Source organism: Tritonibacter scottomollicae (assembly GCF_032924845.1).
GTDB classification, from domain to species: domain Bacteria; phylum Pseudomonadota; class Alphaproteobacteria; order Rhodobacterales; family Rhodobacteraceae; genus Epibacterium; species Epibacterium scottomollicae.
On sequence record NZ_CP136704.1, the window covers coordinates 2,618,322 to 2,640,894 of the forward strand.

The following is a 22,573-nucleotide window of genomic DNA, read 5'->3' on the forward strand; positions in this document are numbered from 1 at the left end:
GGCCTCAGCCTCCGGTCATTGGTGGAAAAAAGGCCACCTCACGTACGCCCGCAAGCGGCGCATCAAACTCCGCCAGCTCCTGGTCCAGCGCCACCCGCAGGGCGGAAAGGTCGGCAAAGGCGGCAGCATAGCGCTCTTCGCGCGCCTTCAGTTCCTCGACCAATTCCGCAACGGTTACGGCAGACGTCTCAACGCGCTCTTTCGGCAGGCCGATGCGCTCGCGCACCCAGGCGAAATACAGAACCTCCATCAGCGCGTCTCCTTCAGGTGTGGCAGGGCCTTCTTCAGGTAGTCAAAGCCGGTGATCAGCGTCAGCGCAGCGGCAATCCACAACAGCCACAACCCAAGCCGACCGGACCAGACCATGCCCTCGTAATAAAACCGCAGCCCCTGTGTATCTTCGACCGCGCCGGACAGCACATCCTGCACCATCTGGCGATCCATGCCAAAGCCACCCATGCCGAGATGATGTTCAAAGATGCCCTGAGAGAACAAGGTCGCGATGGCAATCATCTGGGCCGTGGTCTTCCACTTCGCAAGCTTGGTCACCTTCAGCGTGCCCGCCGTGTCGCCCAAGAACTCACGCAAGCCCGAGACAAAGACCTCGCGGAACAGGATGACCGTCGCAGGCAGCACCAGCCAAGCCGTCCAATGCGAGGTGGCATAGCCCACCAGGATCATCAACGCGATCACCACCATCGCCTTGTCGGCGATCGGGTCGAGCATCGCCCCCATCTTGGTCTCCTGCTTCCAGCTGCGCGCCAGATAGCCGTCGAACCAATCAGTGACTGCCGCGCTGACAAACAGGATCAGCGCAAACCAATCTGCATGCGGGCGCGAGAAGAACAGGAACATCACTGCCAGTGCTGGCGCCGCCAGCAACCGCAGGACTGTGAGGACATTGGGTAAATTCCAGATCATGAGCGCATACCTACAGGCTGCCGCGCGGGTCGGGAAGGGTCAATTCGTCCCGAACCGCCACTTGGCCCTTCACCTTTTGCCAAATATCTCGGGGAGTTTGAGGGGCAGCGCCCCACAATCCTGAACCGGTCTCATCAGCGGTCCTGAAAATAGTTATAGATGGTTTCCGCCAGCGCCCCCGAGACCCCCTCGACCGCCTTCAGATCCGACAGATTGGCCCGGCTCACTGCCTTGGCACTGCCAAAATGAGTCAAGAGCGCCTTCTTGCGCCGGGCGCCGACGCCAGGGATCTCGTCCAGCGGGTTGGCGGCCATGGATTTGGCCCGTTTGGCGCGGTGCGTGCCAATCGCAAACCGGTGCGCCTCGTCGCGCATCCGCTGGATGAAATAGAGCACCGGATCATTGCGCTGCAGGGCAAAGGCATTCTCGCCGGGGCGGTGGAACTCCTCCTTGCCATGGTCGCGATCCACGCCTTTGGCCACACCGATCATGGGTATGTCCATCACCCCATGCTCCTGCATGATCTCCGCCACCGCCGAAACCTGCCCTGCACCGCCATCGATCAGCAGCAGGTCGGGCCACATGCCCTTATCGCGGTCCGGGTCTTCCTTCAGCAGGCGTGAGAAGCGGCGGTTCAGAACCTCCTTCATCATGCCGAAGTCATCGCCGGGGACCAGCTCGTCGCCCTTGATGTTGAACTTGCGATAGGCGTTCTTCATCAGCCCCTCGGGGCCCATCACGATCATGCCGCCCACCGCGTTGGTGCCTTGAATGTGAGAGTTGTCGTAGACTTCGATCCGTTGCGGCGGCCCCTCCAGTCCAAAGGCATCCGCAAGGCCGCGCAGCAGTTTCGCCTGCGTGGCGCTCTCGGCCATGCGACGGGCGAGGCTTTCGCGGGCGTTGCGCACGGCGCTAGAGACCAGCTCGGTCTTTTCGCCCCGCTGCGGCACCACGATCTCCACCTTGCGGTCGGCCTTGTTGCCCAGGGCCTCGCTCATCAGGTCGGTGTTCTCGATGTCGTCGGACAGGATCAACTGCCGCGGCACATCCTTGTTGTCGTAGAACTGGCCGATGAAGGCCTCCATGACCTCGGCCGGGGACATGTCCGCCGAAACGCGCGGATAGAAGTCCTGATTGCCCCAATTCTGATTGGCACGAATGAAGAAGACCTGCACGCAGGCCTGCCCGGCCTCCATATGCAGGCCGATCACATCGGCCTCGGCGACGCCGCGCGGGTTGATGCCCTGGGCCGACTGCACCTGCGTCAGCGCCTTGATCCGATCCCGCAGGGCAGCGGCACGCTCAAACTCCATCGCTTCGGAGGCCGCCATCATCTGCTCGCCCAGCTCCTCCTGGATCTTGGTTGAGCGGCCCGACAGGAAGCGTTCGGCATCACGCACGCTTTCGGCGTATTCCTCACGCGAGATCAGCCCGACGCAAGGGCCGGAGCAGCGCTTGATCTGATATTGCAGGCAGGGACGTGAGCGGGCCTCGAACATGCTGTCGGAACAATTACGCAGGAGAAACGCCTTCTGCAGCTGATTGAGCGTCCGATTGACGGCACCGGCGCTGGCGAAGGGGCCGAAATAGCTCCCCTTCTCCTTGCGCGCGCCGCGATGCTTCTTGATCTGCGGATAGTCATGGGTCTTGCCGACAAGGATATTGGGAAAGCTTTTGTCATCGCGCAGCAGCACGTTGTACTTCGGCTTCAGCTGCTTGATGAGGTTCTGCTCCAGCAGCAGCGCCTCAGTCTCCGTCCGGGTGGTCAGGAACATCATCGTCGCGGTCAGCGAGATCATCTTTTCGATGCGCGGGCTGTGACCGGGACGGGAATAGTTCGACACCCGGGCGCGCAGGTTGCGGGCCTTGCCGACATAAAGCACGCGGCTTTCGCTATCCAGCATCCGATAGACCCCCGGCGAGGAGTCGAGCGTCCGCAGGTAGTCCTGAATTACCCCGTAGCCGGTACGGGGGACCTCGGCAGGGCCGGGCGATTCTGCGCTGGGTTCATCCATGGTATCTGACATATGATTCTGGCGTCACCGCTGCAATCTTCGGGCGTGGATTTCAAGCTGTGATGAATCCACCGTTCCTGTGGATAACTGCTCTGATAACTTTGGGCTTGTTTGGAATTTCCTTTTAGATTTGGCGACTTCGCTGAATTGCCTAAATTTTAAGCGAACCGTCAAGGGGCTGATTTTTTTCAATATTTCCATATACACCCTGCAAATGATTGAAAGTATTAGAGTTTCTGTAACGCTTGTGTGACGGTCCCATCTCTCGTGCATAAGTTGGAACGACTTCAGCACGATTGCCGCTCTGCACCCCGGAATTTTGAACTATTCCGGCAGCAGCGCATCCGGGGTCTGCCAGGCCAGATGTTGCCCCCCGTCGACACAGATCAATTGGCCGGTAATGGCAGGAGACGTCACCAGATATCGCAGGGCAGCCGTGATATCCGCTTCTCCCGCTCCGCGCTGCAACGGCGTGGCGCCACGCTGCGCAGCGAAGTCCTGCGGCGTCTGACGGGGGCCAGCCAGTGTCGGACCCGGCCCGATGGCATTGACACGGATCCGCGGCGCCAACGCTTGGGCCGCTGTTTGTGTCAGTGTCCAAAGCGCGGATTTCGCAAGTGTGTAGCTCATGAATTGCGGCGTCAGCTTGCGCACGCGCTGATCCACCATGTTGATGGCGACGGCCGCCGACAGCGGCTCTCCGGCTGCATCCCTGAGGTCTGGCAGGTCCTGAGCCGCAAGCGCCTGCAACAGCAGCGCAGGGGCGCGCAGATTGCTCTGCATGTGGCGATCCCAGCTGTTACGGGTCATGCCTGCCAGATCATCGGCTTCAAAGATCGACGCATTGTTCACGAGACATGTGATCGGCCCACCCAACATCTCCGCCGCGCGGGGCAGGAGCATTTCGGTCTGCGCGTCCTGCAACAGGTCCGCCTGTAGGGCAATGGCCCGCCGCCCGCGCGCCTCGATCTCAGCGACGACATTCACCGCCGCCTGCTCGGAGGACGCATAGTGCACCGCAACATCGTACCCGTCGTCGGCCAGGGCAAGCGCGATTGCTTTTCCCAGACGTTTCCCTGCGCCAGTCACCAGTGCTCGCATGTCCGTCCCCTTAGTCCGTTTTGCTTTGAACCAGACTTAGAGCAGCAACCACATGTAGACCACATAAAGCGCCGTCAGAACGAAACCCCAGAGGCGCGTGATGTCCTGTCGCAAGAACACAAAGGGGATGATGATCAGCGATGACGCCAGCATCACCCACAGATCGAACTCCAAGAACGCAGGATCGACTGAAATTGGCCCGATAAATGTGGTAAGGCCAATAATCGCCAGCAGGTTGAACATATTCGACCCGATCACATTGCCAAGCGCCACATCGGCCTGACGACGCAGGGCCGCCATCACCGTGGTTGCCAACTCCGGCAAGGAGGTGCCAATGGCCACCAGCGTCAGCCCGATCACAGTCTCGCTCAGACCATACATGCGGGCGATGATGGTGGCGTTTTCGACCAGCAGCTCCGCCCCGAGCGGCAGCCCGGCCAAGCCGAGCACGAGATAGATCCCGATGCGCCAGTAGGGCATGTTGGGATCGGCTTCCTCGATGTCCTCAAGGTCGTCCTCGACCCCCGCGGCGCGATGGGCTCGTGCCTCGCGAAAGGCGACAAACAACACCGCAAACAGGGCCAGCAGCAGGATCACGCCGGACACCCAGGTAAATGTGCCAAAGAAGGCCAGCGCGATGAACAGCACCGTCGCGGCAATCATGAAGATGTAGTTCTTGCGCGTGTTGCACTCGCTGGTGTGCAGGGCGCGCATCATTGCAGGCAACCCCAGCACCAGCAGGATATTCGCGGTGTTCGAGCCCACCACGTTGCCCAGTGCGATGCCATCGGCGTTCTCATGTACCGCCTGCACCGCAATCAGCAGTTCCGGCGCAGATGTGCCAAGAGCAACGATGGTCAGGCTGACGATCAGCGCGGGGATACCAATCCGCAGGCTCAGGTTCACGGCACCACGCACCAGCGCATCACCCGCCAGCAACAGGATTACCAGGCCTAGGGCAGAAAACAGCCAGGGCATCATGTCTTGGGACCTCCTCGTCCACAGTCACAGCCGCTTTTGCCGATCCTGAAACGTCCACAGGACGGGCAGCGGGCTGATTTGAGTTTCTTTTGTCCCGGGAAACGCAAACGTCCGAACATGGCCAGGACGGCCATGGCCACTAGAAACAAGGATACAATCTTGAAAATCACGTCAGAGGCCAAACCGCGCGAACTGCGCGCGTTCCTCGACCGCCCCAAGCGCATCATTGGCCAGCGACAGGCCAAAGCGGCTCAGGAACGGTTTTTTGACACCATAGCGGCGCAGGCGAACCTTCTTGCCAAAGCGCGCCTCCAGCACGGGGTTCAAGTGACCGATCCCATCGATCAGACCCAGCGCCTCAGCGCGTCGCGCCAGCCAGACTTCGCCGGTGAAGAGCTTCTCCTCACCCGACAGTTTCTGCCCGCGCCGTTCGGTCACGTGGTCGATGAAATTCGTATGGATGTCATTCAGCAGCACCTTCAGGCGCGCCACATCCTCTTCGTTTTCCGGTCGGAATGGGTCGAGCATGCTCTTGCTCTCACCTGCCGTGTGAACCCGCCGCTCCAATCCCTGACGATCCAGGAACACATGCGCCCCAAATCCGGAAGAGATCACTCCGATGGATCCCACAACAGAGCTGGCATCGGCGAAAATCTCGTCCGCGGCTGCCGCCAGCCAATAGCCGCCCGACGCCGCCACATCCTCGACAAAAGCGATAACCGGGACGTCGTGCTCCTCGGCCAAACGGCGAATGCGGGCCCCGATCAGCGCGCTTTGCACAGGGCTGCCACCCGGAGAGTTGATCTCAAGCGCCACGGCTTTGGGCTTGCCCTTCTTGAACGCGCGCTCCAGCACCGGCGCCAATGTGGTGTCATTGAGGCTGCCACGGCCGGTCATGCCGATGGCTCCGGAGAGGCGCACAACCGCCACGGTGGGCGGGCGTTTCTTGAAGGGCAATCTGATACTCATGGCGCCGATGTAGAATGCCCACCCCCCGGAAACAAGGTATCGGCACGGAGGAATTCTTGCGATGTTACCTTTGGCGGCATCCGGCGGGTAATTATGCAACGTCTGGCGACGCGCCCCGCGCATTTCCGGCTGAGGACATGACGCCCGTCCTGCGTCCGAACGCAACCGCGCCGCCCCCTCAGGGAGGGGGCGGCGCCGGGCCCAACGGGCGGGGATGCATTTCAATGCAGGCGCGCCGGGCGGGAGCCGCCCCGCCCGCGCAAGATCACGACCGCAGACGCCAGCCGGTGCGGAAGATCCAGCCGATCACTGCAAGGCACAGGCCAGTGAACAGAGCGATCGCCAAGAGGCTGAAGCCCACGGGCACATCCGACACCCCGAAGAAGGCCCAGCGGAACCCCGAAATCAGATAGACTACCGGGTTGAACAGGGTGATCGTCTGCCACACCGGCGGCAGCATCGAGATCGAATAAAACGAGCCCCCCAGAAAGATCAGCGGCGTGATGATCAACAGCGGCACCAGCTGCAATTGTTCAAAGTTCTTCGCCCAGATCCCGATGATGAACCCCAGCAACGAAAAACTCACGCAGGTCAGAACCAGGAACAGTACCATCGCCAGCGGATGCAGGATGGTGATGTCGACAAATAGATGCGCCGTGGCCAGGATCACCACCCCAATGAACAGCGCCTTGGTGGCCGCCGCCCCCACATAGCCCAACACGATTTCGAGGAAGTTCACCGGCGCCGACAGCAACTCGTAGACGGTGCCGATGAACTTTGGAAAGTAGATCCCGAAGGACGCGTTGGAGATGCCTTGGGTGATCACGCTCAGCATGATGAGCCCCGGCACGATGAAGGCCCCGTAGGACACGCCTTCGACCTGATCGATCCGGCTGCCGATGGCGGCACCGAAGACCACGAAATAAAGCGAGGTTGACAGCACTGGCGACAGGAAACTCTGTGCCAACGTGCGGAAGAAGCGCGCCATTTCAAACTTGTAGATTGAGGCAACAGCTGTCCAGTTCATGCGTCTTCTCCCGAAACAAGATCGACAAATATGTCTTCGAGGCTCGACTGTCGCGTCGCCACATCCGACAGCACCAGCCCCGCCGCCGCCACATCGTTCAACAGCGCAGTGATGCCGGTGCGTTCGGCCGTCACGTCATATGTGTAAACCAGCGACTGCCCATCGGCGCCCAACCTCAAGTCGTGTTCCGCAAGCGCCGCCGGCACCGTGCTGATCGGCTCGGTCAGCATCACCTGCAGCTCCTTCTTGCCCATGCGGGCCATCAGGTCGGATTTCTCCTCCACAAGCAGGATCTCTCCTCCCGCAATGACACCGACGCGGTCGGCCATGGCCTCCGCTTCCTCGATGTAATGGGTGGTGAGAATGATGGTGACGCCGCTCTCGCGCAGCTCTCGCACCACCTCCCACATGTCCTTGCGCAGCTCCACATCAACACCTGCTGTCGGCTCGTCGAGGAACAGAACCCGCGGCTCGTGGCTCAGCGCCTTGGCGATCAAGACCCGGCGCTTCATACCGCCGGAGAGCTCCTTGATCTGACTGCTGCGCTTGTCCCAGAGCGACAGTTTCTTGAGGATGTCCTCGATCAGCGCCTCATTTTTTGGCTTGCCGAACAAACCGCGCGAAAACCTGACGGTGCTCAACACGGTCTCAAAGGGCTCAAGATTGATTTCCTGCGGCACCAGACCGATCATGGCGCGCGCCGCGCGATACTCCGTCTCGATGCAGTGCCCCCCAACGGTCACACTGCCGGAGGTCGCCGTGGTGATGCCACAAATGGTTGAGATCAAAGTGGTCTTGCCAGCGCCGTTGGGACCAAGGAGCGCAAGAATTTCGCCTTCCTCGATCTCGAGGTTCACGCCTTTCAGCGCCTCGAACCCACCTGCGTAGGACTTTCGCAGATCGGAAATGGACAGGATGGTGCTCATGCGGCCTCCGGTTCGGATAGTGCGCGTATAGGGACAGATGACGGGTGAACAAAACAGTTCACGCATTATGTTAGTGGTAACGGCGCAAGGGTAGCGGGACCACCCCCAATCCCCGCGCAGGCCCATGTGCATGGGTGCAGTCTTGAACTCACCCGCAGCAATTCCCTGCAGTCGCCGCAGGTTATCCGTCGTCGCTGGACTTTTTACCCGTGAGCGATTTGAACCAGCCCTGCTTTTCGGCACCCGCGTCAGCGCCCTCCTCATCCGCAGCCTCGGCTGTCTCGGGGGCCAGTGTGTCCTGCAGGTTGGTAAAGAACTGATCCGCCATCTTTTTGGCAAAGCCGTCGATGATCCGACTGCCAAGCTGCGCCAGCTTGCCGCCCACCTTTGCGTCCACATCATAGGAGAGTAGTGTACCGGTCTCGCTCGGCGTCAGCGTGACCACAGCGCCGCCCTTGGCAAAACCAGCCGCACCGCCCTTGCCCTCACCGGTGATGGTAAGTTTTTCGTTCTCAACCATGTCCGACAGCGTCACCTTGCCCGTGAACGTCGCCTTTACGGGCCCAACCTTCTGGGTCACCTTGGCCTCGTATCCCTCCTCGGGCGAGCCGGTCACGTCTTGCGCGCCCGGCACACAGGCCTGCAACACGTCCGCGGTCAGAAGAGCCGCGTACACACGGGCGGGATCCGCCGCAATTTCCTTCTGATCACTCATCTGCATGGCGCATCTCCCTCTGTCTCACTCTGGGTTGTTCACACCTAGCCCCATTTGGCAGCAACTGCCAAGGACCATGGACGGCACCCACGACTAAGCACGGACATCGCGCTGCCGCAGCAAACGCAGTAACGCCGCGTCAACGAGACCAGGCGCGATTGACAGACCGGCCCTCAAATTGCGCGAATGGACGGCGTCCTTCCCCCCAAGCTCCATAAGGAGAACAGCCATGCTCGACGGTATCCGCATCATTGAAATTGAGGCGCTGGGACCGGCGCCCTTTGCCGCCATGATGCTCGCCGATCTGGACGCCGAGGTGATCTGCATCCACCGCAAGGGCGGCGGTGTGACCCCCGGGATGCCGGAGCATTCGCTGCTGGATCGCGGCAAATCCTCCATTGCGCTGGACCTCAAGGACGCCGATGACGCCCGCACTGCCCGCGCGTTGATCGCCACCGCCGATGGGCTGATCGAAGGCTTCCGCCCCGGCGTGATGGAACGGCTCGGCCTTGGACCGGAGGAGATGAAGGCGCTGAACCCGCGCCTGGTCTATGGCCGCATGACAGGCTGGGGGCAGGACAGTGCGCGGTCTGCACAGGCGGGCCATGATCTCAATTACATCGCGCTGTCGGGCGCGCTCTGGTCCGCCTCAGCGCCGGGCGATGTGCCCCTGACGCCGCCCACACTGGTGGGCGATATCGGGGGCGGCGCGCTCTACCTTGTCGCCGGGATGTTGGCGGGTCTCCTGCGCGCCGCGCGTACCGGCGTGGGCGCCGAGGTCGACGCGGCGATCTACGATGGCTCTGCGCATATGATGAACCTGCTGATGGCGATCCGTCAGGCGGGCGGTTTTGGCGACAGGCGCGGCGAGAACCTGCTCGACGGCCCACATTGGAGCCGCACCTACGCCTGCCGCGGCGGCGGGCACATTTCGGTGCAGTGTCTGGAGCCGAAGTTCTACGCAATCTTCCTCGACAGGATGGGCCTTTCGCAGGACACGGATTTTGCCCAACAATTCGCAAGACCTCTCTGGCCCGAACTGACCGCCCGCCTTGCGGGGCGCTTTGCTGAACACCCACGCGATCACTGGACGGCGCTTTTTAAAGGTTCGGATGCCTGTGTCGCACCGGTGCTGTCCCCATCAGAGGCTGCGCTAGACCCGATGAATGACCGCAACACCTGGATCAGCCAAGGCGGTCATCTGCAGGCTGCCCCGGCACCACGTTTTGACAGGAAAACCTCCACGCCGGGGCCGGTGCCCGCCCGGGATCAGAATCGCGCCGAGATCCTCGAAGATCTCGCCCAGCGTTTTCCGTCGTATGATTGAGGCCTCGCGGCGCAACCGCTCGGGGGGAGTTTGAGGGGGCATCGCCCCGTCGAACTCCCCCCAAACATCTGCGCGCGGGCCGACAGGCCCGCGCTCCGCTGGATTACGCCAAATAGGTTGCCAAACCTACCCGACCGCGCCTTCGCGCACGGTGTCTATCATCAGCTGCACGTTCTCGGGATCCGCATCCGGCGTGATCCCGTGACCGAGGTTGAAGATATGCGGCCCCTTGGAAAACGCTTTCACGATCCGGCGCGTATCCGTCACCAGCTCGTCACCCCCAGTGACCATGTGACGCGACGCAAGATTGCCCTGCACACAGCCATCCACCTGCACATGTGCCGCTGCCCATTCCGGGTCCACGGAGTTATCAAGCGCCACGCAATCCACACCGCTGGCGGCGTGGAAGCCGACATATTTCTCACCCGCCTCGCGCGGGAAACCGATGATCGGAATGCCGGGATGGCGCGCCTTCAGCGCCGCGGTGATTTCGCGGGCAGGCTCCAGCGCGTATTTCTCAAACGCGTCGCCCTTCAGAGATCCGGCCCAGCTGTCGAATATCTTCACCACCTCAGCGCCCGCTTCAATCTGGGCGGACAGATAGGCGATGGTGGCTCGCGTGATGCGCGACAGAAGTGCCTCGAACAGGGCGGTATTCTCCATTCTCAGCGCGTGCGCGGGCCCCTGATCGGGGGTGCCGCGACCGGCGATCATATAAGTGGCCACGGTCCAGGGCGCGCCGGCAAAGCCGATCAGTGTAGTCTCAGACGGCAGCGCCCGCGACAGGATGCGTACGGTCTCGTAGATCGGGTTCAGGGTCTCGTGCACATCGCTGGCGGGACCAAGCTTGGCAAAATCCGCTTCCGAAGTGATGGTGGACAGCCGCGGGCCCTCGCCGGTCACGAACCACAGATCCGCGCCCAGCGCCTGCGGCACCAGAAGGATATCCGCGAACAGTATCGCCGCGTCGAACCCGTATCGGCGGATCGGCTGCAGCGTCACCTCGGCGGCCAGTTCCGGATTGTAGCACAGGCTCAGGAAATCACCGGCCTGCGCCCGCGTCGCACGGTACTCGGGCAGGTAGCGGCCCGCCTGACGCATCATCCAGATTGGCGGCACATCCTGTGTTTCGCCTGCCAATGCGCGCAGGATCGTCTTCTGTTGGCCCATGCTCTGCCCCTTTCGTTGCGGTCCCCCTGAGGTCTAGCCTCAGCGGCAAATTGTCAAGGCTCGCCCCTCTTCGCGCGTCGAGTGCTTGCCACGGCATAATGTCGCGATTAATCCTGTGCCCATGAACCTGACCCTGCCCTCTCCCGCTTCGCCCCTGAAGATCGGCACTCGCGGCTCGCCGCTGGCGCTGGCCCAGGCCTATGAGACCCGCGACCGGCTGGCCCGTGCCTTTGAGCTGGAGCCCGCGGCCTTTGACATCGTGGTGATCAAGACCACCGGCGACAACCGGGCCATGATCGACGCGGACCGGCCGCTGAAGGAGATCGGCAACAAGGGTCTGTTCACCAAGGAAATCGAAGAGGCGCTGACCTCCGGCGCCATCGACCTGGCCGTGCATTCGATGAAGGACATGCCGACAGAGCAGCCTGAGGGGCTGATGCTGGACTGCTATCTGCCGCGCGAGGACATGCGCGATGCCTTTGTTTCACCCGGGATCCGCAGCATTGGCGATTTGCCGACCGGCGCGGTGGTGGGCACGTCCTCCCTGCGGCGCCGTGCGCAGCTTCTGAACCGTCGTCCGGACCTGCAGGTGGTGGAGTTTCGCGGCAATGTGCAGACCCGCCTGCAGAAGCTCCACAACGGCGTTGCCAGCGCCACGTTTCTCGCCATGGCCGGCTTGCGCCGCCTGAACATGGCCGAAGAGGTCCCAGCGACCCCCATCGAGGTTGAAGACATGCTCCCCGCAGTGGCACAGGGCGCCATCGGCATCGAACGGCGTAGCGACGATGTGACAGCCGCCACCATGCTGGAGGCGATCCACCACGCCGAGACCAGCCTACGGCTGGCTGCCGAACGGGCCTTCCTTGCCGCGCTTGATGGGTCTTGCGAAACCCCGATCGCGGCGCTGGCAGAGTTGTCCGGCGGGACCTTGCGTCTTCGCGGCCAAATCCTGCGCCCCGATGGGTCCGAGGCTTTGGCGGATGACCAGAGCTGTGCCATAGAGGATGGCGCTGACCTCGGTCGCGGCATGGGCGAGGCGCTGCGGGCGCGGGCGGGCGACGGTTTTTTCAGCCACTGACGCCGGGGCCCGCGCGTCCGACGCCCGCGAGACTGACCGGCCAGCACGTTCGGGGCACGCCCCTGCGACGGCATGCGTTGATTGAACTCAATGTACTGAAGCTGGCAGTCAAATGAGCTGGCCTTCTAACTGTGGCCCGGCCCGACCCGGCCACTGTGCGGCTTCCGCTGGTGCATTTTCGCCAAACATGGCGCGGCAAAAACATCAAAGACAGCCTCAGAGCTTGCGCGGCGTCTATGCCGCTTCGCCCGGGCGGTGCTGGCATCAAATCAGGTGAAGGATTTTTCGCGCATCACATGGTCAATCATGTGTCCAGCTGGCAGCTCCCAAAGTTCGCGCGCGGAGGCTGATCAGCCGGGAGACCAACCGCCTGCGAATCGCAACGGGCTCGACTTGACCCCGGATCGAGGCCGACCATACCGCGACAACGCCTATCCGCCTTCAGTGCTGTCGGGTTTCGGCTGGCGGGCGCGCTCCCGTCCCTTTGTGGATGAGTCAGAGGCTCCCCCAAAAGCGTTGGGCCCGGCAGGGGCGGCGCTCCGCGCAAGCGGAGCGCAAAACCTCCTAGTGTCCTTGCAGCCTAGTTCGACACCGCCACCGTTTGCGCCTCGCCGCCTGCGGGCGCCTCAAGTGGCAGATACTTGCGATAGCCCAGCCATTGCAGCCAGTTCTCGGCACCGCCACCGAAGACGTTCAGGTCCACATTGCCCTTGATCCCCGGCACCGACCCAGTGCCGGTATATTGCCAGAACGCCCAATGCGCACCCGGATAGACCTGCTCCGGGTGCCCGGCCACCGAGCGCAGCCAGAAATCCACCCCCTTCAGCCGACCGATGTCAGTGTCGCGGTAGAAATCCACCGTGGTGTAGACCACCGGGCGGCGGCCATAGTGGGCGGTGATTTTCTTGATGAACCGCTCGGCCTCATGCCGGGCCTCGGCACCGGAAGGACGCCGTTTGCAGCTGGGCGAGGCATGGTTCCACTCGATGTCCAGCACCGGCGGCAGGCTGCTCGCCTCCTTGGGGACATTTCGGATAAACCAGCGCGCCTGCTCTTCCGGTGTGCGGCAGAAGTAGTAGAAATGATAGGCCCCGCGCCGCATCCCCGCGCGACGGGCGCCGCGCCAGTTCGACTTGAACTCCGGGTCCAAATGATCGCCGCCCTCGGTCGCCTTGATCCAGGCAAAGGACACGCCCGCCCCGCGCACTGCGCTCCAATCGATATCACCCTGATAGCGGGCCACGTCGATACCATGGATCGGATAGGCCCAGGGCTCTCGCATGTCCCAATCGTGGGGGTCATTGTCGCCGTATTTCGGAAAGGTCGCCAGCGCCGCATAGGCTCGGGAGAACACCGGGTCGATCACCCGCTCAACCTGCCCCTCCAACGGCGGTGGCGGCACCGGTTCGCGCGTTGTGCTGCCACAGGCCGTGAGTACAGCCAAAAGTCCGAATCCAAAAATGCGACGGAATGTCATCTTATACCTGCCAAAGAACACTGCCTGCCTTCATAGAGCCGAAGGCAGGCAGTTTCTTCAACGAAGAATGAGGCCGACACGCCCCAACCGAGCAGAATGCGCGGGATTACACCGATGCGACAATCAAACCCACTTTGCCAGGGGTGGCAGGCTCATCAGCACCGCGTTGGCGTCATGACCGGTCTCCAGACCAAATTTGGTGCCGCGATCATAGACCAGATTATACTCCGCATAGAGCCCCCGGTGGATCAGCTGCGCATCCTTGTCCGCATCATCACACGCCATGCCGCGACGCGCCTCCACCAGTGGCACATAGGCCGGCAGGAAGGCGCGGCCGATGTCCTGGATCAGCGCAAAATCCGCCTGCCAGTCACCAGTGTTGTGATCGTCGAGGAAAATGCCCCCGACACCGCGCGCACGGCCCCGATGCGGGATGTAGAAATACTCGTCCGCCCAGGCCTTCAGTCGCGGGTAGAGATCGCCGCCATGCGGATCGAGATGCGCCTGCTGCACGCCATGAAAATGCGTGGTGTCCTCGGCATATTCGATACAGGGATTGAGGTCAGAACCACCGCCGAACCACCAGCCATGCGGCGTCCAGAACATCCGGGTGTTCATATGCACCGCAGGCACATGCGGGTTGCGCATATGGGCCACCAGCGAAATCCCCGACGCCCAGAAGCGCGGATCATCCTTCATGCCCGGCAGGCCCTTACGTGCGGCCATCGCATTCTGCGCACGCTCCCCAAGGGTGCCGTACACCTCGGAGATATTGACCCCGACCTTCTCGAACACCCGACCGCCGCGCATCACGCTCATCAAACCGCCGCCCGCGTCCGATCCATCTTCAGCTGTGCGCTTGGTTTCGGACACATCAAACCGGCCCGCGTCCATCTCTGTGAAAGGGCCCTCGGCGTGGCTGTCCTCCAGCCCCTCGAAACTGGCGACGATCTGGTCACGCAACTCGCGGAACCAGGCCGCCGCGCGTGCCTTTTCCGCACGCATCTCTGTCGTGTTCTCCGCCATCTGGGCCTCCTGAATGGGATCGAAATTCGGGTCGCGCCCTCAATGCACCGGCGCGGTGACGGGATCAAGCAGGGTGCGGCCACCATCCAGCGTCAGCACCTGTCCGGTCATGAAGCCAGAGGCCTCGGAGGCCAGGAACTGCGCCGTCTCGGTCAACTCGGTTGGCGGCGCGATGCGGTTCAGGGGCGTGTGCTCCTCGATGTCCTGACGCAGCGACCTGTTGCCCTTCAGTGTGAGTTGCATCGAGGCACTCATCACCGACCCGAAGGCGATGGAGTTCACCCGGATCTTGTGCGGTGCCAGCGAAACCGCCAGCGAGCGGGTCATCTGGTCCAGCGCGGCAGAGGTCACGGAATAGCCCATCAGGTCCGGGTGGGTGCGGCGGGCGGCGATCGACGACAGGTTTATGATAGCCCCGTTGGCGCCTTCGTCGTCGCGTTCTTCGCCCTGACGGATCATCCGCTTCGCCACATGTTGCGATAGGCGCAGTGTGGACATCAGGTTCTGATTCAGCAGGAAGTCCAGACTGTCATCATCGGGGTTGAGTGGGTCACTCGGGACGACCCTGCGGGCCCCGTTGACCAATATGTCGATCCGGTCGAAGGCGTCGATCGTCGCCGACAGCAGATTGGCGATGGTCAGGCGTTCACGCAAATCCCCGGCAAAGTGCCGGATATTGCTGTCCTCCACATCACTGCCGAGTTCCTGCAACAGCGCAGACTCATCATGATCCACAAACATAACATTGGCGCCTTCGCGCGCAAATTGCCGCCCGATCGCCAGACCGATGCCGTTGGCCGCGCCGGTCACAATGGCGGTTTTGCCGGAGATGGAAAAACTCATGGGAAAGATCCTTGCTTGCGTCAGGCGTCGCGCCTGTTCCTTGGGCCAGGTTGCAGATCGGCGGCCCGGTCAGGGCCACGCGTCCCGGCGACGATAGCCGGAAGAAACGGAGAATAGAACAGGTTTTGCACGGCGCATAGAGCGTCGGCGAGACCTCGATATTTAGCGGCTTCGGCGGGGGCGCGCTGCACGCAGAATCTTGAAGCGGTTGTCGCCCGTGACCTCTTCCACAGTGGCAAAGAGCTCATCCATTGTGGTCTCATATGGCAAATGCCGATTGGCCACCAACCACAGCTGCCCCGACGGTTTCAGCAGCCGCGCCGCATTGGCAATGAATGCCTGCCCCAGCGATGGCTCTGCCGCGCGACCGGTATGGAACGGCGGGTTCATCACCACCGCATCGAGACTGCCCTTGGCGCCCCAATCACGGGCATCCGCCCAGTGGATCTGTGCGCGCGCATCATCGATGTTGCGTCGCGCACAGGCCAGCGCAACATGGTCGGCCTCCACCAGATGCAGCGTTGCGACGCTGTCACGGGTCAGGACCTGTGCTGCCAGATACCCCCATCCGGCGCCAAGATCGGCGATCTCCTTGCCCAGTTTGGCGGGCAACGCCTGCGCCAGCAGGCGCGAGGCCGGATCAACCGCATCTGCCGAGAACACACCGGGTGCGGTAACATACCCTTCAGCAATCTCTTGCGCGCCCATGATCCAGCCTGACAGGTCCAGCCTACCGTCGATGCAGAACGCCTTGCCGTGCGCCTTGGAGAGCGCAGCCGAGGGCGTGGTGTGCTTCTTCAATTCCTTGAACATGGAATCGATGCCGACTGTCTTCAGCCCATCGATCAGAATCGGCCCGTCCGTCACAGCCGCCGCCTGAGCCACCAACTGTCGCGCCTGCGGCTTGGCACGTGGAATGAACACCACCGCCGCCGCGTAGCGTGCATCCGCATCTCCCTCGGCACTGCACGCGAAACCGCGACTGGTCCAGCTGTCGAACTCTGGCTTCAACGGTTGGATGATCTCCACCTGCGCCTGTGGCAACGCAGAAAGGTCATGGCCTTCACGCGGATGGAAAACGGCGATTCGTCCCGTTTCAGGAACGGCGAAATCGCCCGATTGAACCGCAAGGCTCAGGCGTTGGGACATCGGTTTGGACCTTTCATGGACTGTTCCGCAGGGGGCGCGATCAGTCGTCTTTTTCCATTGTGCACTGCAGAGGGTGCTGGTGGCGCCGGGCGTAATCCATCACCTGCGCGACCTTGGTTTCTGCCACTTCATGGCTGAACACACCTACAACGGCGAGACCCTTTTTATGCACAGTCAGCATGATTTCAAAGGCTTGCGCGTGATTGAGGCCAAAGAACCGCTCCAGCACGATGACAACGAATTCCATCGGTGTGTAGTCGTCATTGAGCAGCAGCACCTTGTAGCGCGGCGGCCGCTGCGTCCGCGGGCGGGTCTTGGTCAGAACACCAAGGTCGCTCTCGTCATCCGGATTGTCCGACATCATCACGGGGTGCTTTAGCATGGGATCGTAAGTTTCCAGTCGTGCATCTGCGTTCTTCACCGGCTTATATAGAGGAAGAGACAGTAAGGAAAAGAGATTGAGGTCAGGATAATGTCACGCGCGCTCACCACTATCGGTTTTGATGCTGACGACACACTTTGGCACAATGAACGCTTTTTTCGCGTCACTCAGGACCGCTTTGCCGAACTGCTGATGGATCACACACCTGATGACATGGGTCCCGACACCCTGGAGCGCAAGCTGCTGGACGCAGAAAAACGCAAGCTTGGCGCCTATGGGTATGGAGTCAAGGGCTTTACCCTGTCGATGATCGAAACCGCGATCGACGTCACCGAGGGGCGCGTGCCTGCCGCGGTCATCAAGGAACTTCTGGAAGCCGGGCAGATGATGTTGTCCTTCCCGATCGAGCTGCTGCCCCATGCCCGTACTGCGGTCGAGGCCGTGGCCGAGGACTACCGCGTGGTGCTGGTCACCAAGGGCGATCTGCTGGATCAGGAGCGCAAGCTGGCGCAATCGGGGTTGGGTGATTTGTTCGACGCCGTCGAAGTCGTCTCGGAAAAGACGCCGCAGGTTTATGTCGACATCTTCAATCGACACGGCAACGGGGTGGAACATGCGCTGATGGCCGGAAACTCCATGCGCTCGGACGTGGTCCCCGTGGTCGAGGCCGGCGGTCATGGCGTCTATGTGCCTCACGGTCTGGTGTGGGAGGTCGAACACGCCGAAGCCCCCGCTCACAGCGCCAGGTTTCACGAAATTCCGAATCTGGGCGCGTTGCCCTCGCTTGTCGCGCGCCTCGGCTAACTCCCGCCGATCCGGGCGATTCCTGTTAACCGTTTGTTCACTATTGTGGTCAGAAGGCCTCATCTGTTAGGAAAACATGGCCTAGACTGCTGCCGAGCACGGTAGCCTGTGACAGAAAATTACGCGCCCTCCGCGATGTCGCGCCTCTGAATATAGCGAACGGGCTGCTGCAAACCACTACATCTCGTCACACAAAAACGTCTGCATATCGCAGAACGACGCGTGGCGTATTTTGTTCCTTCACAACTGGTTTCGTCAGCATACCAGCTATGATACGCTTATCAGAGCAGACAAAAGGTCAGCCGGAAAACCGGCGACACGAGGCAGACATGGCAGTGATTTTTCAGGTCGATGGCGGTCGTCCCTCCTCCTTTTGGGCGGGTCTTGATCGCGTGAAACGTCGAAACGCAGGACAAACGATTCTCAAAACAGCGACGCGCGCATGCAGGCGGGCCGCTCAGGGACTGGCGCTTGCCGTCGGCATGGTGGCCCTGCAGCCCGAAGTGGCGCGGGCCGCGCCCTATGCGGCGATGGTGATGGACGCGCGCACCGGCGAGGTGCTGCATTCGCGCAACGCCGACACCAGGCTGCATCCCGCCTCTCTGACCAAGATGATGACGCTCTACATCGCCTTTGAGGCGGTACGGAACGGCGAGATCGACCTCGACACGATGATCACCGTCTCTCGCAACGCCGAGGCAGAGCCGCCCTCAGAGCTGGGCCTGCGCCGGGGGCAGAAGATCGCACTGCGTTACCTGATCCGTGCCGCAGCGGTAAAGTCCGCCAACGACGCGGCCACCGCCATCGGCGAATCGATCTCTGGCTCCGAAGCCGCCTTTGCCCGCCGCATGAACCGCACGGCCAAGGCCCTGGGCATGACGCGCACCACCTTCAAGAACGCCCATGGCCTCACCGCCAGCGGGCACCTGTCAACGGCCCGGGACATGTCGCTTCTTGGGCGCCATATGCTCTATGATTATCCCGAATATTATAACCTCTTCTCGCGCAGATCGACCAATGCGGGAATGAAGGTGGTCTACAACACCAACCGGCGCTTTCTGGCTGCCTACAGAGGTGCTGACGGGATCAAGACCGGCTATACCCGCGCCGCTGGGTTCAACCTCGTGTCCTCGGCAAAACGCGGCGACGAACGCATCATAGCCACCGTCTTTGGCGGCACCTCGACTGCAGCACGCAACGCCAAGATCGCTGAACTTCTCGACCTCGGCTTCCGCCGGGCCCCGGCCTACGCGAAACTGCAGAAACCGTCGCTGCCGCCTTACACGGGCAACAGTGGCCTGGGGGTCCGTCTTGCAGAGGAAGACAGCCATGGCCTTGCAGGCAAGACCATTCGCGTCAGTGGTGTAATTTCGGAAACCCTGCGTCCTCGGGCCCGCCCCGTTCCGGAGGTTGATCCTGCAATGTTGGTGGCTGAAGCCGTCGTGCCCGAACAGGACGCCACCGAAGAGGTCGAAGACATCCAAGTGGCAGCACTGGACACGGACGCGTTGCAATCCGGGATCACCAGCGCGCTTCTTGAGGTTACCGAAGTCTCGGAGGTCTCCGCCATTCAGCCGGTTGCCCGCCCTGACAGTCGGCAGTCGGACATCGAGGGTGAGGACGCTCTCAAAGCCGAGATCAGCACCGCTGTTGCCAAGGCTGTGTCCGCACCAACGCCAACCCAACGTCGCTACACCGGCCCACGTCCACAAGTCCGCCCGTCGTCGCTGGAGACCCAGGTCGCCTCAGTCGAGGAAGAGCCCGTTGTCGTGACACGCCTCTCGACCTCCGGAGGGCGCTATTGGGGCATCAACGTCGGTCGCTACCCCAACCGTTTCCAGGCGGAAAAGGTTCTGCTGCGCACCGCATTGGCAGAGATGGAAACGCTCGATGGGTCCCTGCGCAAGGTCGTACAGAACCCGCGTGGATTTGACGCCAACTTCCTCGGTATGACCAAGGAGGGTGCAGCGCTTGCCTGCCGTCGCCTGAACTCGCGCAATGTGACCTGTGAAACTCTGGGTCCGGCATCGTGACCTGACGAAATGCGCAGCCCACCGGAGCGCCTGTTTCGGTGGTTGCGAGCGCGCTCAAGATGCGTAACGACAATTGGGCCCGGTGCCGCGATCACGGCATCGGGCCCTTTTTGTGTCTTGGCGCTGAGGAAAACCCTCGAACGCGTTGCGCTTGTTGCGGCAGGGCAGTCGCCCGCCCGCTTGTCACGGCTTGGGGTGATCATCCCATTCGTCGCTCAGGATCCGCCGCGCGTCCCCTTCCGGGTCATCATACTGATCAGAGCGCACGGTATAGATAAACGCGATCAGCCCTGCCCCGCCAAGGATCAGGGAGATCGGGATGAGATAGGACAGGACGGTCATGTGGAGCTCCTTTGCCCCTCAGCGCAGGCGCAACGCGTTGAGAGACACGGTGATCGAAGAGGTAGACATCGCCAGCGCCGCAATCAGCGGGGTCGCCAGACCAGCAATCGCCAGCGGCACCGCGATGATATTGTAAAGCGTGGCGATGCGAAAGTTCTCGCGGATGCGCCGGGTGGCACGTTCCGCCACGCCGCAGGCCTCGGCGATCGGGGTCAGATCCTTGCCCAGCAAAACGATATCAGAGGCCACCCGCGCCGCGTCCAGCGCCGAGGCAGGAGAGATCGACACATGCGCGCCGGCCAGTGCGGCCGTATCATTGAGCCCGTCACCGACCATCAGAACCTTGCGGCCCTCCTCGGTCAGTTGCGCCACCCGCGCGGCCTTGTCTTCGGGCAGCGCGTCCGCCACCCAGTTTTGAATACCGAGGCGATTGGCCATGTCTTCCACCGCCGCCGTTGTGTCACCAGATAGCAGGATCACCTTCTTGCCGCTGTCCTGCAGGGCGCTCACCACCTCTGCGGCACCGGGGCGCAGGGCGTCGGCAAAGCGGATAGCCACCGGCGGCACGCCCGCGCCCAGATCCAGCCAGGTCGCGGTTTGCGTCAGCTGCGCCTCTGCCCCGACCCAGGCCGCGCGGCCCAGACGCACGCGCACGCCCGCCAGCGTCGCCTCGGTGCCGTAGCCGGGCACCTCTTGCAGATCCTGCACGGGGGCTGCTGCTACGCCTGCCTCACGCGCCGAACGACTCAGCGCCAGTGCCAGCGGATGCGAAGACCCTTCGGCCAGTGCCAGCGCCACAGACAGTTGATCGGCGTCAAGATCGCCAAGGTTCACCACCTCGGGCGTGCCTGCAGTCAGGGTGCCAGTCTTGTCGAACACCACCGTGTCGACCTGTGCCAGCCGTTCCAGTGCGGTGGAATGTTTGACCAGCAGCCCGGCGCGGAACAGCCGCCCAGAAGCTGCCGTGGTCACCGCTGGCACCGCCAGCCCCAGCGCACAGGGACAGGTGATGATCAGCACCGCCGCGGCGATGTTCAGCGCCGTGCGCATGTCGAACGTGTAAAGATACCAGCCCACAAAAGCGAGTGCGGAGAGGATATGCACCCCCGGCGCATAGAGTTTTGCGGCGCTGTCGGCCAGTGAAGTATAGCGCGAACGGCCCGACTCGGCGATGGCCACCAGATCGGCCATACGATGCAGCGAGGTCTCCTCTCCGACTGCCAAGGCGCGAATGGTGAGCGGGCCGGTCAGGTTGACCTCCCCTGCGGAAACCTGCGCGCCGGGTTCGCCCAGAACCGGCAGGGTTTCCCCGGTCAGTAAAGACCTATCCAGTTCAGAGCGCCCCTCCACGATCTCGCCATCCACCGGCATGCGGCCGCCCGGTCGCACGCGGATCAGATCACCGATGGCCAGATCCGCAACCGAGACTTCTTCCTCCTGCCCCCGAGCGTCCAGACGCCAGGCGCGGGGCACCTCCAGCGCGGAGAGCTCTTCGGCGGCAGACCGCGCCGCCGCACGCGTGCGGTGATCGAGATAGCGGCCCGCCAACAGGAAGAAGGTCAACGTCAGCGCCGCGTCAAAATAAGCGTGCTCTCCCGACAGCGAGGTTTCCCACAGCGAAGTCACCAACGCCAGCAACAGTGCCAGAACAATCGGCACATCCATATTGAGGCGCCGTGCTCGGAGCGCGCTCCAGGCGCTGCGGAAAAACGGCTGACCACAATAGAGGATCGCGGGAAAGGTGATCGCGGCCGAGATCCAGTGGAACATATCGCGGGTGGCATCCGACGCCCCGGACCAGACCGAGATCGACAGTAGCATCACATTCATCGAGGCAAAGCCCGCGACCGCCAGCCGCAACAGCAGTTCTCGTCCAGCGCGATTGGTCTCTGTCGCGGCAAGGGCCGCGAGATCAAGTTCGTGCGCCTCAAAGCCCAAGCCCTCACAGACCGGGATCAGGTCGCTGGCGCACATCTCCGGCTCGGCCTCCACCAATGCCCGCTTCAGTGTCAGATTGACGCGCGCGGAGCGCACTCCGGGCGTCTGTGACAGGCCGCGCTCGACCGTAGCGATACAGGCCTGACAATGGATCGTGGGCAGGGAAATGGCGAGGCGCGCCTCGGTCGGGGCAGTCTCAACCGCCTCGGACGGGGCCGCCACGCAGCCGGGGCACACGGCAGTCTGATGGCGCAGCACGGTGGTCATAACACACTCTCACATGGCAGGTCGCTGAAGACACCCCATCCAAACAGGGGACGTACCCGTTCGTCAGCCTTCAGCATCAGCA

General features: G+C 62.3%; 20 protein-coding genes and 1 pseudogene. 4 read left to right on the forward strand and 17 right to left on the reverse strand.

The features are described from left to right. Positions 1-4 precede the first annotated feature (4 nt). From moaD to R1T40_RS13135, 9 genes and pseudogenes are all read right to left on the reverse strand, one after another. Complete coding sequence (gene moaD, locus R1T40_RS13095) at positions 5-250, reverse strand: molybdopterin converting factor subunit 1 (protein ID WP_106161576.1); 246 nt, start codon at positions 248-250, stop codon at positions 5-7. Beyond that, complete coding sequence (gene pgsA, locus R1T40_RS13100; protein WP_106161574.1) at positions 250-921, reverse strand: CDP-diacylglycerol--glycerol-3-phosphate 3-phosphatidyltransferase; 672 nt, start codon at positions 919-921, stop codon at positions 250-252. The genes moaD and pgsA overlap by 1 nt, the downstream gene beginning before the upstream one ends. A 134-nt stretch (positions 922-1,055) precedes the next feature. Next, positions 1,056-2,936 carry an excinuclease ABC subunit UvrC gene (uvrC, locus tag R1T40_RS13105; protein WP_394804993.1) on the reverse strand — a complete coding sequence of 627 codons (1,881 nt, stop codon included), beginning with the start codon at positions 2,934-2,936 and terminating at the stop codon, positions 1,056-1,058. A 324-nt stretch (positions 2,937-3,260) separates the two neighbouring features. Continuing rightward, a pseudogene (locus R1T40_RS13110) lies at positions 3,261-4,043 on the reverse strand (SDR family oxidoreductase); the annotation flags it as partial. Between the two features lie 30 nt (positions 4,044-4,073). Further along, positions 4,074-5,018, reverse strand: a complete 945-nt coding sequence (locus R1T40_RS13115; RefSeq protein ID WP_106161571.1) for a calcium/sodium antiporter — start codon at positions 5,016-5,018, stop codon at positions 4,074-4,076. 171 nt (positions 5,019-5,189) lie between these two features. After that, entirely contained in the window at positions 5,190-5,987 is a 798-nt protein-coding gene (locus R1T40_RS13120; RefSeq protein ID WP_106161567.1) for a S49 family peptidase, read from the reverse strand. 265 nt (positions 5,988-6,252) lie between these two features. After that, entirely contained in the window at positions 6,253-7,014 is a 762-nt protein-coding gene (locus tag R1T40_RS13125) for an ABC transporter permease (RefSeq protein ID WP_317384436.1), read from the reverse strand. Continuing rightward, positions 7,011-7,940: an ABC transporter ATP-binding protein gene (locus R1T40_RS13130; protein WP_317384437.1), complete on the reverse strand. Its 930-nt coding sequence runs from the start codon at positions 7,938-7,940 to the stop codon at positions 7,011-7,013. Before R1T40_RS13130 ends, R1T40_RS13125 begins: the two co-directional genes overlap by 4 nt. A gap of 181 nt (positions 7,941-8,121) precedes the next feature. Next, positions 8,122-8,661 (reverse strand): CoxG family protein, encoded by a 540-nt coding sequence (locus R1T40_RS13135; protein WP_106161561.1) that lies wholly within the window; start codon positions 8,659-8,661, stop codon positions 8,122-8,124. A gap of 223 nt (positions 8,662-8,884) precedes the next feature. Between R1T40_RS13135 and R1T40_RS13140 the strand changes: the two genes are divergently transcribed. After that, positions 8,885-9,982, forward strand: a complete 1,098-nt coding sequence (locus tag R1T40_RS13140) for a CaiB/BaiF CoA transferase family protein (protein ID WP_317384438.1) — start codon at positions 8,885-8,887, stop codon at positions 9,980-9,982. A 126-nt stretch (positions 9,983-10,108) separates the two neighbouring features. Here R1T40_RS13140 and hemE read toward each other — a convergent pair whose 3' ends face one another. Then, positions 10,109-11,152: a uroporphyrinogen decarboxylase gene (gene hemE / locus R1T40_RS13145; RefSeq protein ID WP_317384439.1), complete on the reverse strand. Its 1,044-nt coding sequence runs from the start codon at positions 11,150-11,152 to the stop codon at positions 10,109-10,111. Positions 11,153-11,273: 121 nt separating this feature from the next. Here hemE and hemC point away from each other — a divergent pair, with 121 nt between their 5' ends. Continuing rightward, complete coding sequence (hemC, locus tag R1T40_RS13150; protein WP_317384440.1) at positions 11,274-12,230, forward strand: hydroxymethylbilane synthase; 957 nt, start codon at positions 11,274-11,276, stop codon at positions 12,228-12,230. Between the two features lie 580 nt (positions 12,231-12,810). Here hemC and R1T40_RS13155 read toward each other — a convergent pair. From R1T40_RS13155 to clpS, 5 genes are all read right to left on the reverse strand, one after another. Beyond that, positions 12,811-13,707, reverse strand: a complete 897-nt coding sequence (locus R1T40_RS13155) for a glycoside hydrolase family 25 protein (protein ID WP_317384441.1) — start codon at positions 13,705-13,707, stop codon at positions 12,811-12,813. A 123-nt stretch (positions 13,708-13,830) separates the two neighbouring features. Then, positions 13,831-14,733, reverse strand: a complete 903-nt coding sequence (hemF, locus tag R1T40_RS13160; RefSeq protein ID WP_317384442.1) for an oxygen-dependent coproporphyrinogen oxidase — start codon at positions 14,731-14,733, stop codon at positions 13,831-13,833. 39 nt (positions 14,734-14,772) lie between these two features. Continuing rightward, positions 14,773-15,576 (reverse strand): SDR family NAD(P)-dependent oxidoreductase, encoded by an 804-nt coding sequence (locus R1T40_RS13165; RefSeq protein WP_106161548.1) that lies wholly within the window; start codon positions 15,574-15,576, stop codon positions 14,773-14,775. A 162-nt stretch (positions 15,577-15,738) separates the two neighbouring features. Further along, entirely contained in the window at positions 15,739-16,725 is a 987-nt protein-coding gene (locus R1T40_RS13170) for a class I SAM-dependent methyltransferase (protein WP_317384443.1), read from the reverse strand. A gap of 40 nt (positions 16,726-16,765) precedes the next feature. After that, positions 16,766-17,107 (reverse strand): ATP-dependent Clp protease adapter ClpS, encoded by a 342-nt coding sequence (clpS, locus tag R1T40_RS13175; protein ID WP_172599694.1) that lies wholly within the window; start codon positions 17,105-17,107, stop codon positions 16,766-16,768. 90 nt (positions 17,108-17,197) lie between these two features. On the opposite strand from clpS, the gene R1T40_RS13180 reads away from it, so the two are divergent. Both R1T40_RS13180 and R1T40_RS13185 read left to right on the forward strand, forming a co-directional pair. Further along, the gene (locus R1T40_RS13180; RefSeq protein ID WP_317384444.1) at positions 17,198-17,911 is read left to right on the forward strand and encodes an HAD family hydrolase; all 714 of its coding nucleotides are present in this window, start codon (positions 17,198-17,200) and stop codon (positions 17,909-17,911) included. 329 nt (positions 17,912-18,240) lie between these two features. Continuing rightward, positions 18,241-19,944 carry a D-alanyl-D-alanine carboxypeptidase family protein gene (locus tag R1T40_RS13185; RefSeq protein ID WP_317384445.1) on the forward strand — a complete coding sequence of 568 codons (1,704 nt, stop codon included), beginning with the start codon at positions 18,241-18,243 and terminating at the stop codon, positions 19,942-19,944. A gap of 183 nt (positions 19,945-20,127) precedes the next feature. On the opposite strand, the gene ccoS is transcribed toward R1T40_RS13185, so the two are convergent. After that, positions 20,128-20,286: a cbb3-type cytochrome oxidase assembly protein CcoS gene (gene ccoS, locus R1T40_RS13190; RefSeq protein ID WP_106161540.1), complete on the reverse strand. Its 159-nt coding sequence runs from the start codon at positions 20,284-20,286 to the stop codon at positions 20,128-20,130. Positions 20,287-20,304: 18 nt separating this feature from the next. Continuing rightward, positions 20,305-22,491 carry a heavy metal translocating P-type ATPase gene (locus R1T40_RS13195; protein ID WP_317384446.1) on the reverse strand — a complete coding sequence of 729 codons (2,187 nt, stop codon included), beginning with the start codon at positions 22,489-22,491 and terminating at the stop codon, positions 20,305-20,307. Positions 22,492-22,573: the final 82 nt, after the last annotated feature.

Coding starts and splice junctions, on each gene's coding strand:
- moaD (WP_106161576.1), bottom strand. CDS start 250: ATGGAGGTTCTGTATTTCGCCTGGGTGCGCGAGCGCATCGGCCTGCCG.
- pgsA (WP_106161574.1), bottom strand. CDS start 921: ATGATCTGGAATTTACCCAATGTCCTCACAGTCCTGCGGTTGCTGGCG.
- uvrC (WP_394804993.1), bottom strand. CDS start 2,936: ATGGATGAACCCAGCGCAGAATCGCCCGGCCCTGCCGAGGTCCCCCGT.
- R1T40_RS13115 (WP_106161571.1), bottom strand. CDS start 5,018: ATGATGCCCTGGCTGTTTTCTGCCCTAGGCCTGGTAATCCTGTTGCTG.
- R1T40_RS13120 (WP_106161567.1), bottom strand. CDS start 5,987: ATGAGTATCAGATTGCCCTTCAAGAAACGCCCGCCCACCGTGGCGGTT.
- R1T40_RS13125 (WP_317384436.1), bottom strand. CDS start 7,014: ATGAACTGGACAGCTGTTGCCTCAATCTACAAGTTTGAAATGGCGCGC.
- R1T40_RS13130 (WP_317384437.1), bottom strand. CDS start 7,940: ATGAGCACCATCCTGTCCATTTCCGATCTGCGAAAGTCCTACGCAGGT.
- R1T40_RS13135 (WP_106161561.1), bottom strand. CDS start 8,661: ATGCAGATGAGTGATCAGAAGGAAATTGCGGCGGATCCCGCCCGTGTG.
- R1T40_RS13140 (WP_317384438.1), top strand. CDS start 8,885: ATGCTCGACGGTATCCGCATCATTGAAATTGAGGCGCTGGGACCGGCG.
- hemE (WP_317384439.1), bottom strand. CDS start 11,152: ATGGGCCAACAGAAGACGATCCTGCGCGCATTGGCAGGCGAAACACAG.
- hemC (WP_317384440.1), top strand. CDS start 11,274: ATGAACCTGACCCTGCCCTCTCCCGCTTCGCCCCTGAAGATCGGCACT.
- R1T40_RS13155 (WP_317384441.1), bottom strand. CDS start 13,707: ATGACATTCCGTCGCATTTTTGGATTCGGACTTTTGGCTGTACTCACG.
- hemF (WP_317384442.1), bottom strand. CDS start 14,733: ATGGCGGAGAACACGACAGAGATGCGTGCGGAAAAGGCACGCGCGGCG.
- R1T40_RS13165 (WP_106161548.1), bottom strand. CDS start 15,576: ATGAGTTTTTCCATCTCCGGCAAAACCGCCATTGTGACCGGCGCGGCC.
- R1T40_RS13170 (WP_317384443.1), bottom strand. CDS start 16,725: ATGTCCCAACGCCTGAGCCTTGCGGTTCAATCGGGCGATTTCGCCGTT.
- clpS (WP_172599694.1), bottom strand. CDS start 17,107: ATGCTAAAGCACCCCGTGATGATGTCGGACAATCCGGATGACGAGAGC.
- R1T40_RS13180 (WP_317384444.1), top strand. CDS start 17,198: ATGTCACGCGCGCTCACCACTATCGGTTTTGATGCTGACGACACACTT.
- R1T40_RS13185 (WP_317384445.1), top strand. CDS start 18,241: ATGGCAGTGATTTTTCAGGTCGATGGCGGTCGTCCCTCCTCCTTTTGG.
- ccoS (WP_106161540.1), bottom strand. CDS start 20,286: ATGACCGTCCTGTCCTATCTCATCCCGATCTCCCTGATCCTTGGCGGG.
- R1T40_RS13195 (WP_317384446.1), bottom strand. CDS start 22,491: ATGACCACCGTGCTGCGCCATCAGACTGCCGTGTGCCCCGGCTGCGTG.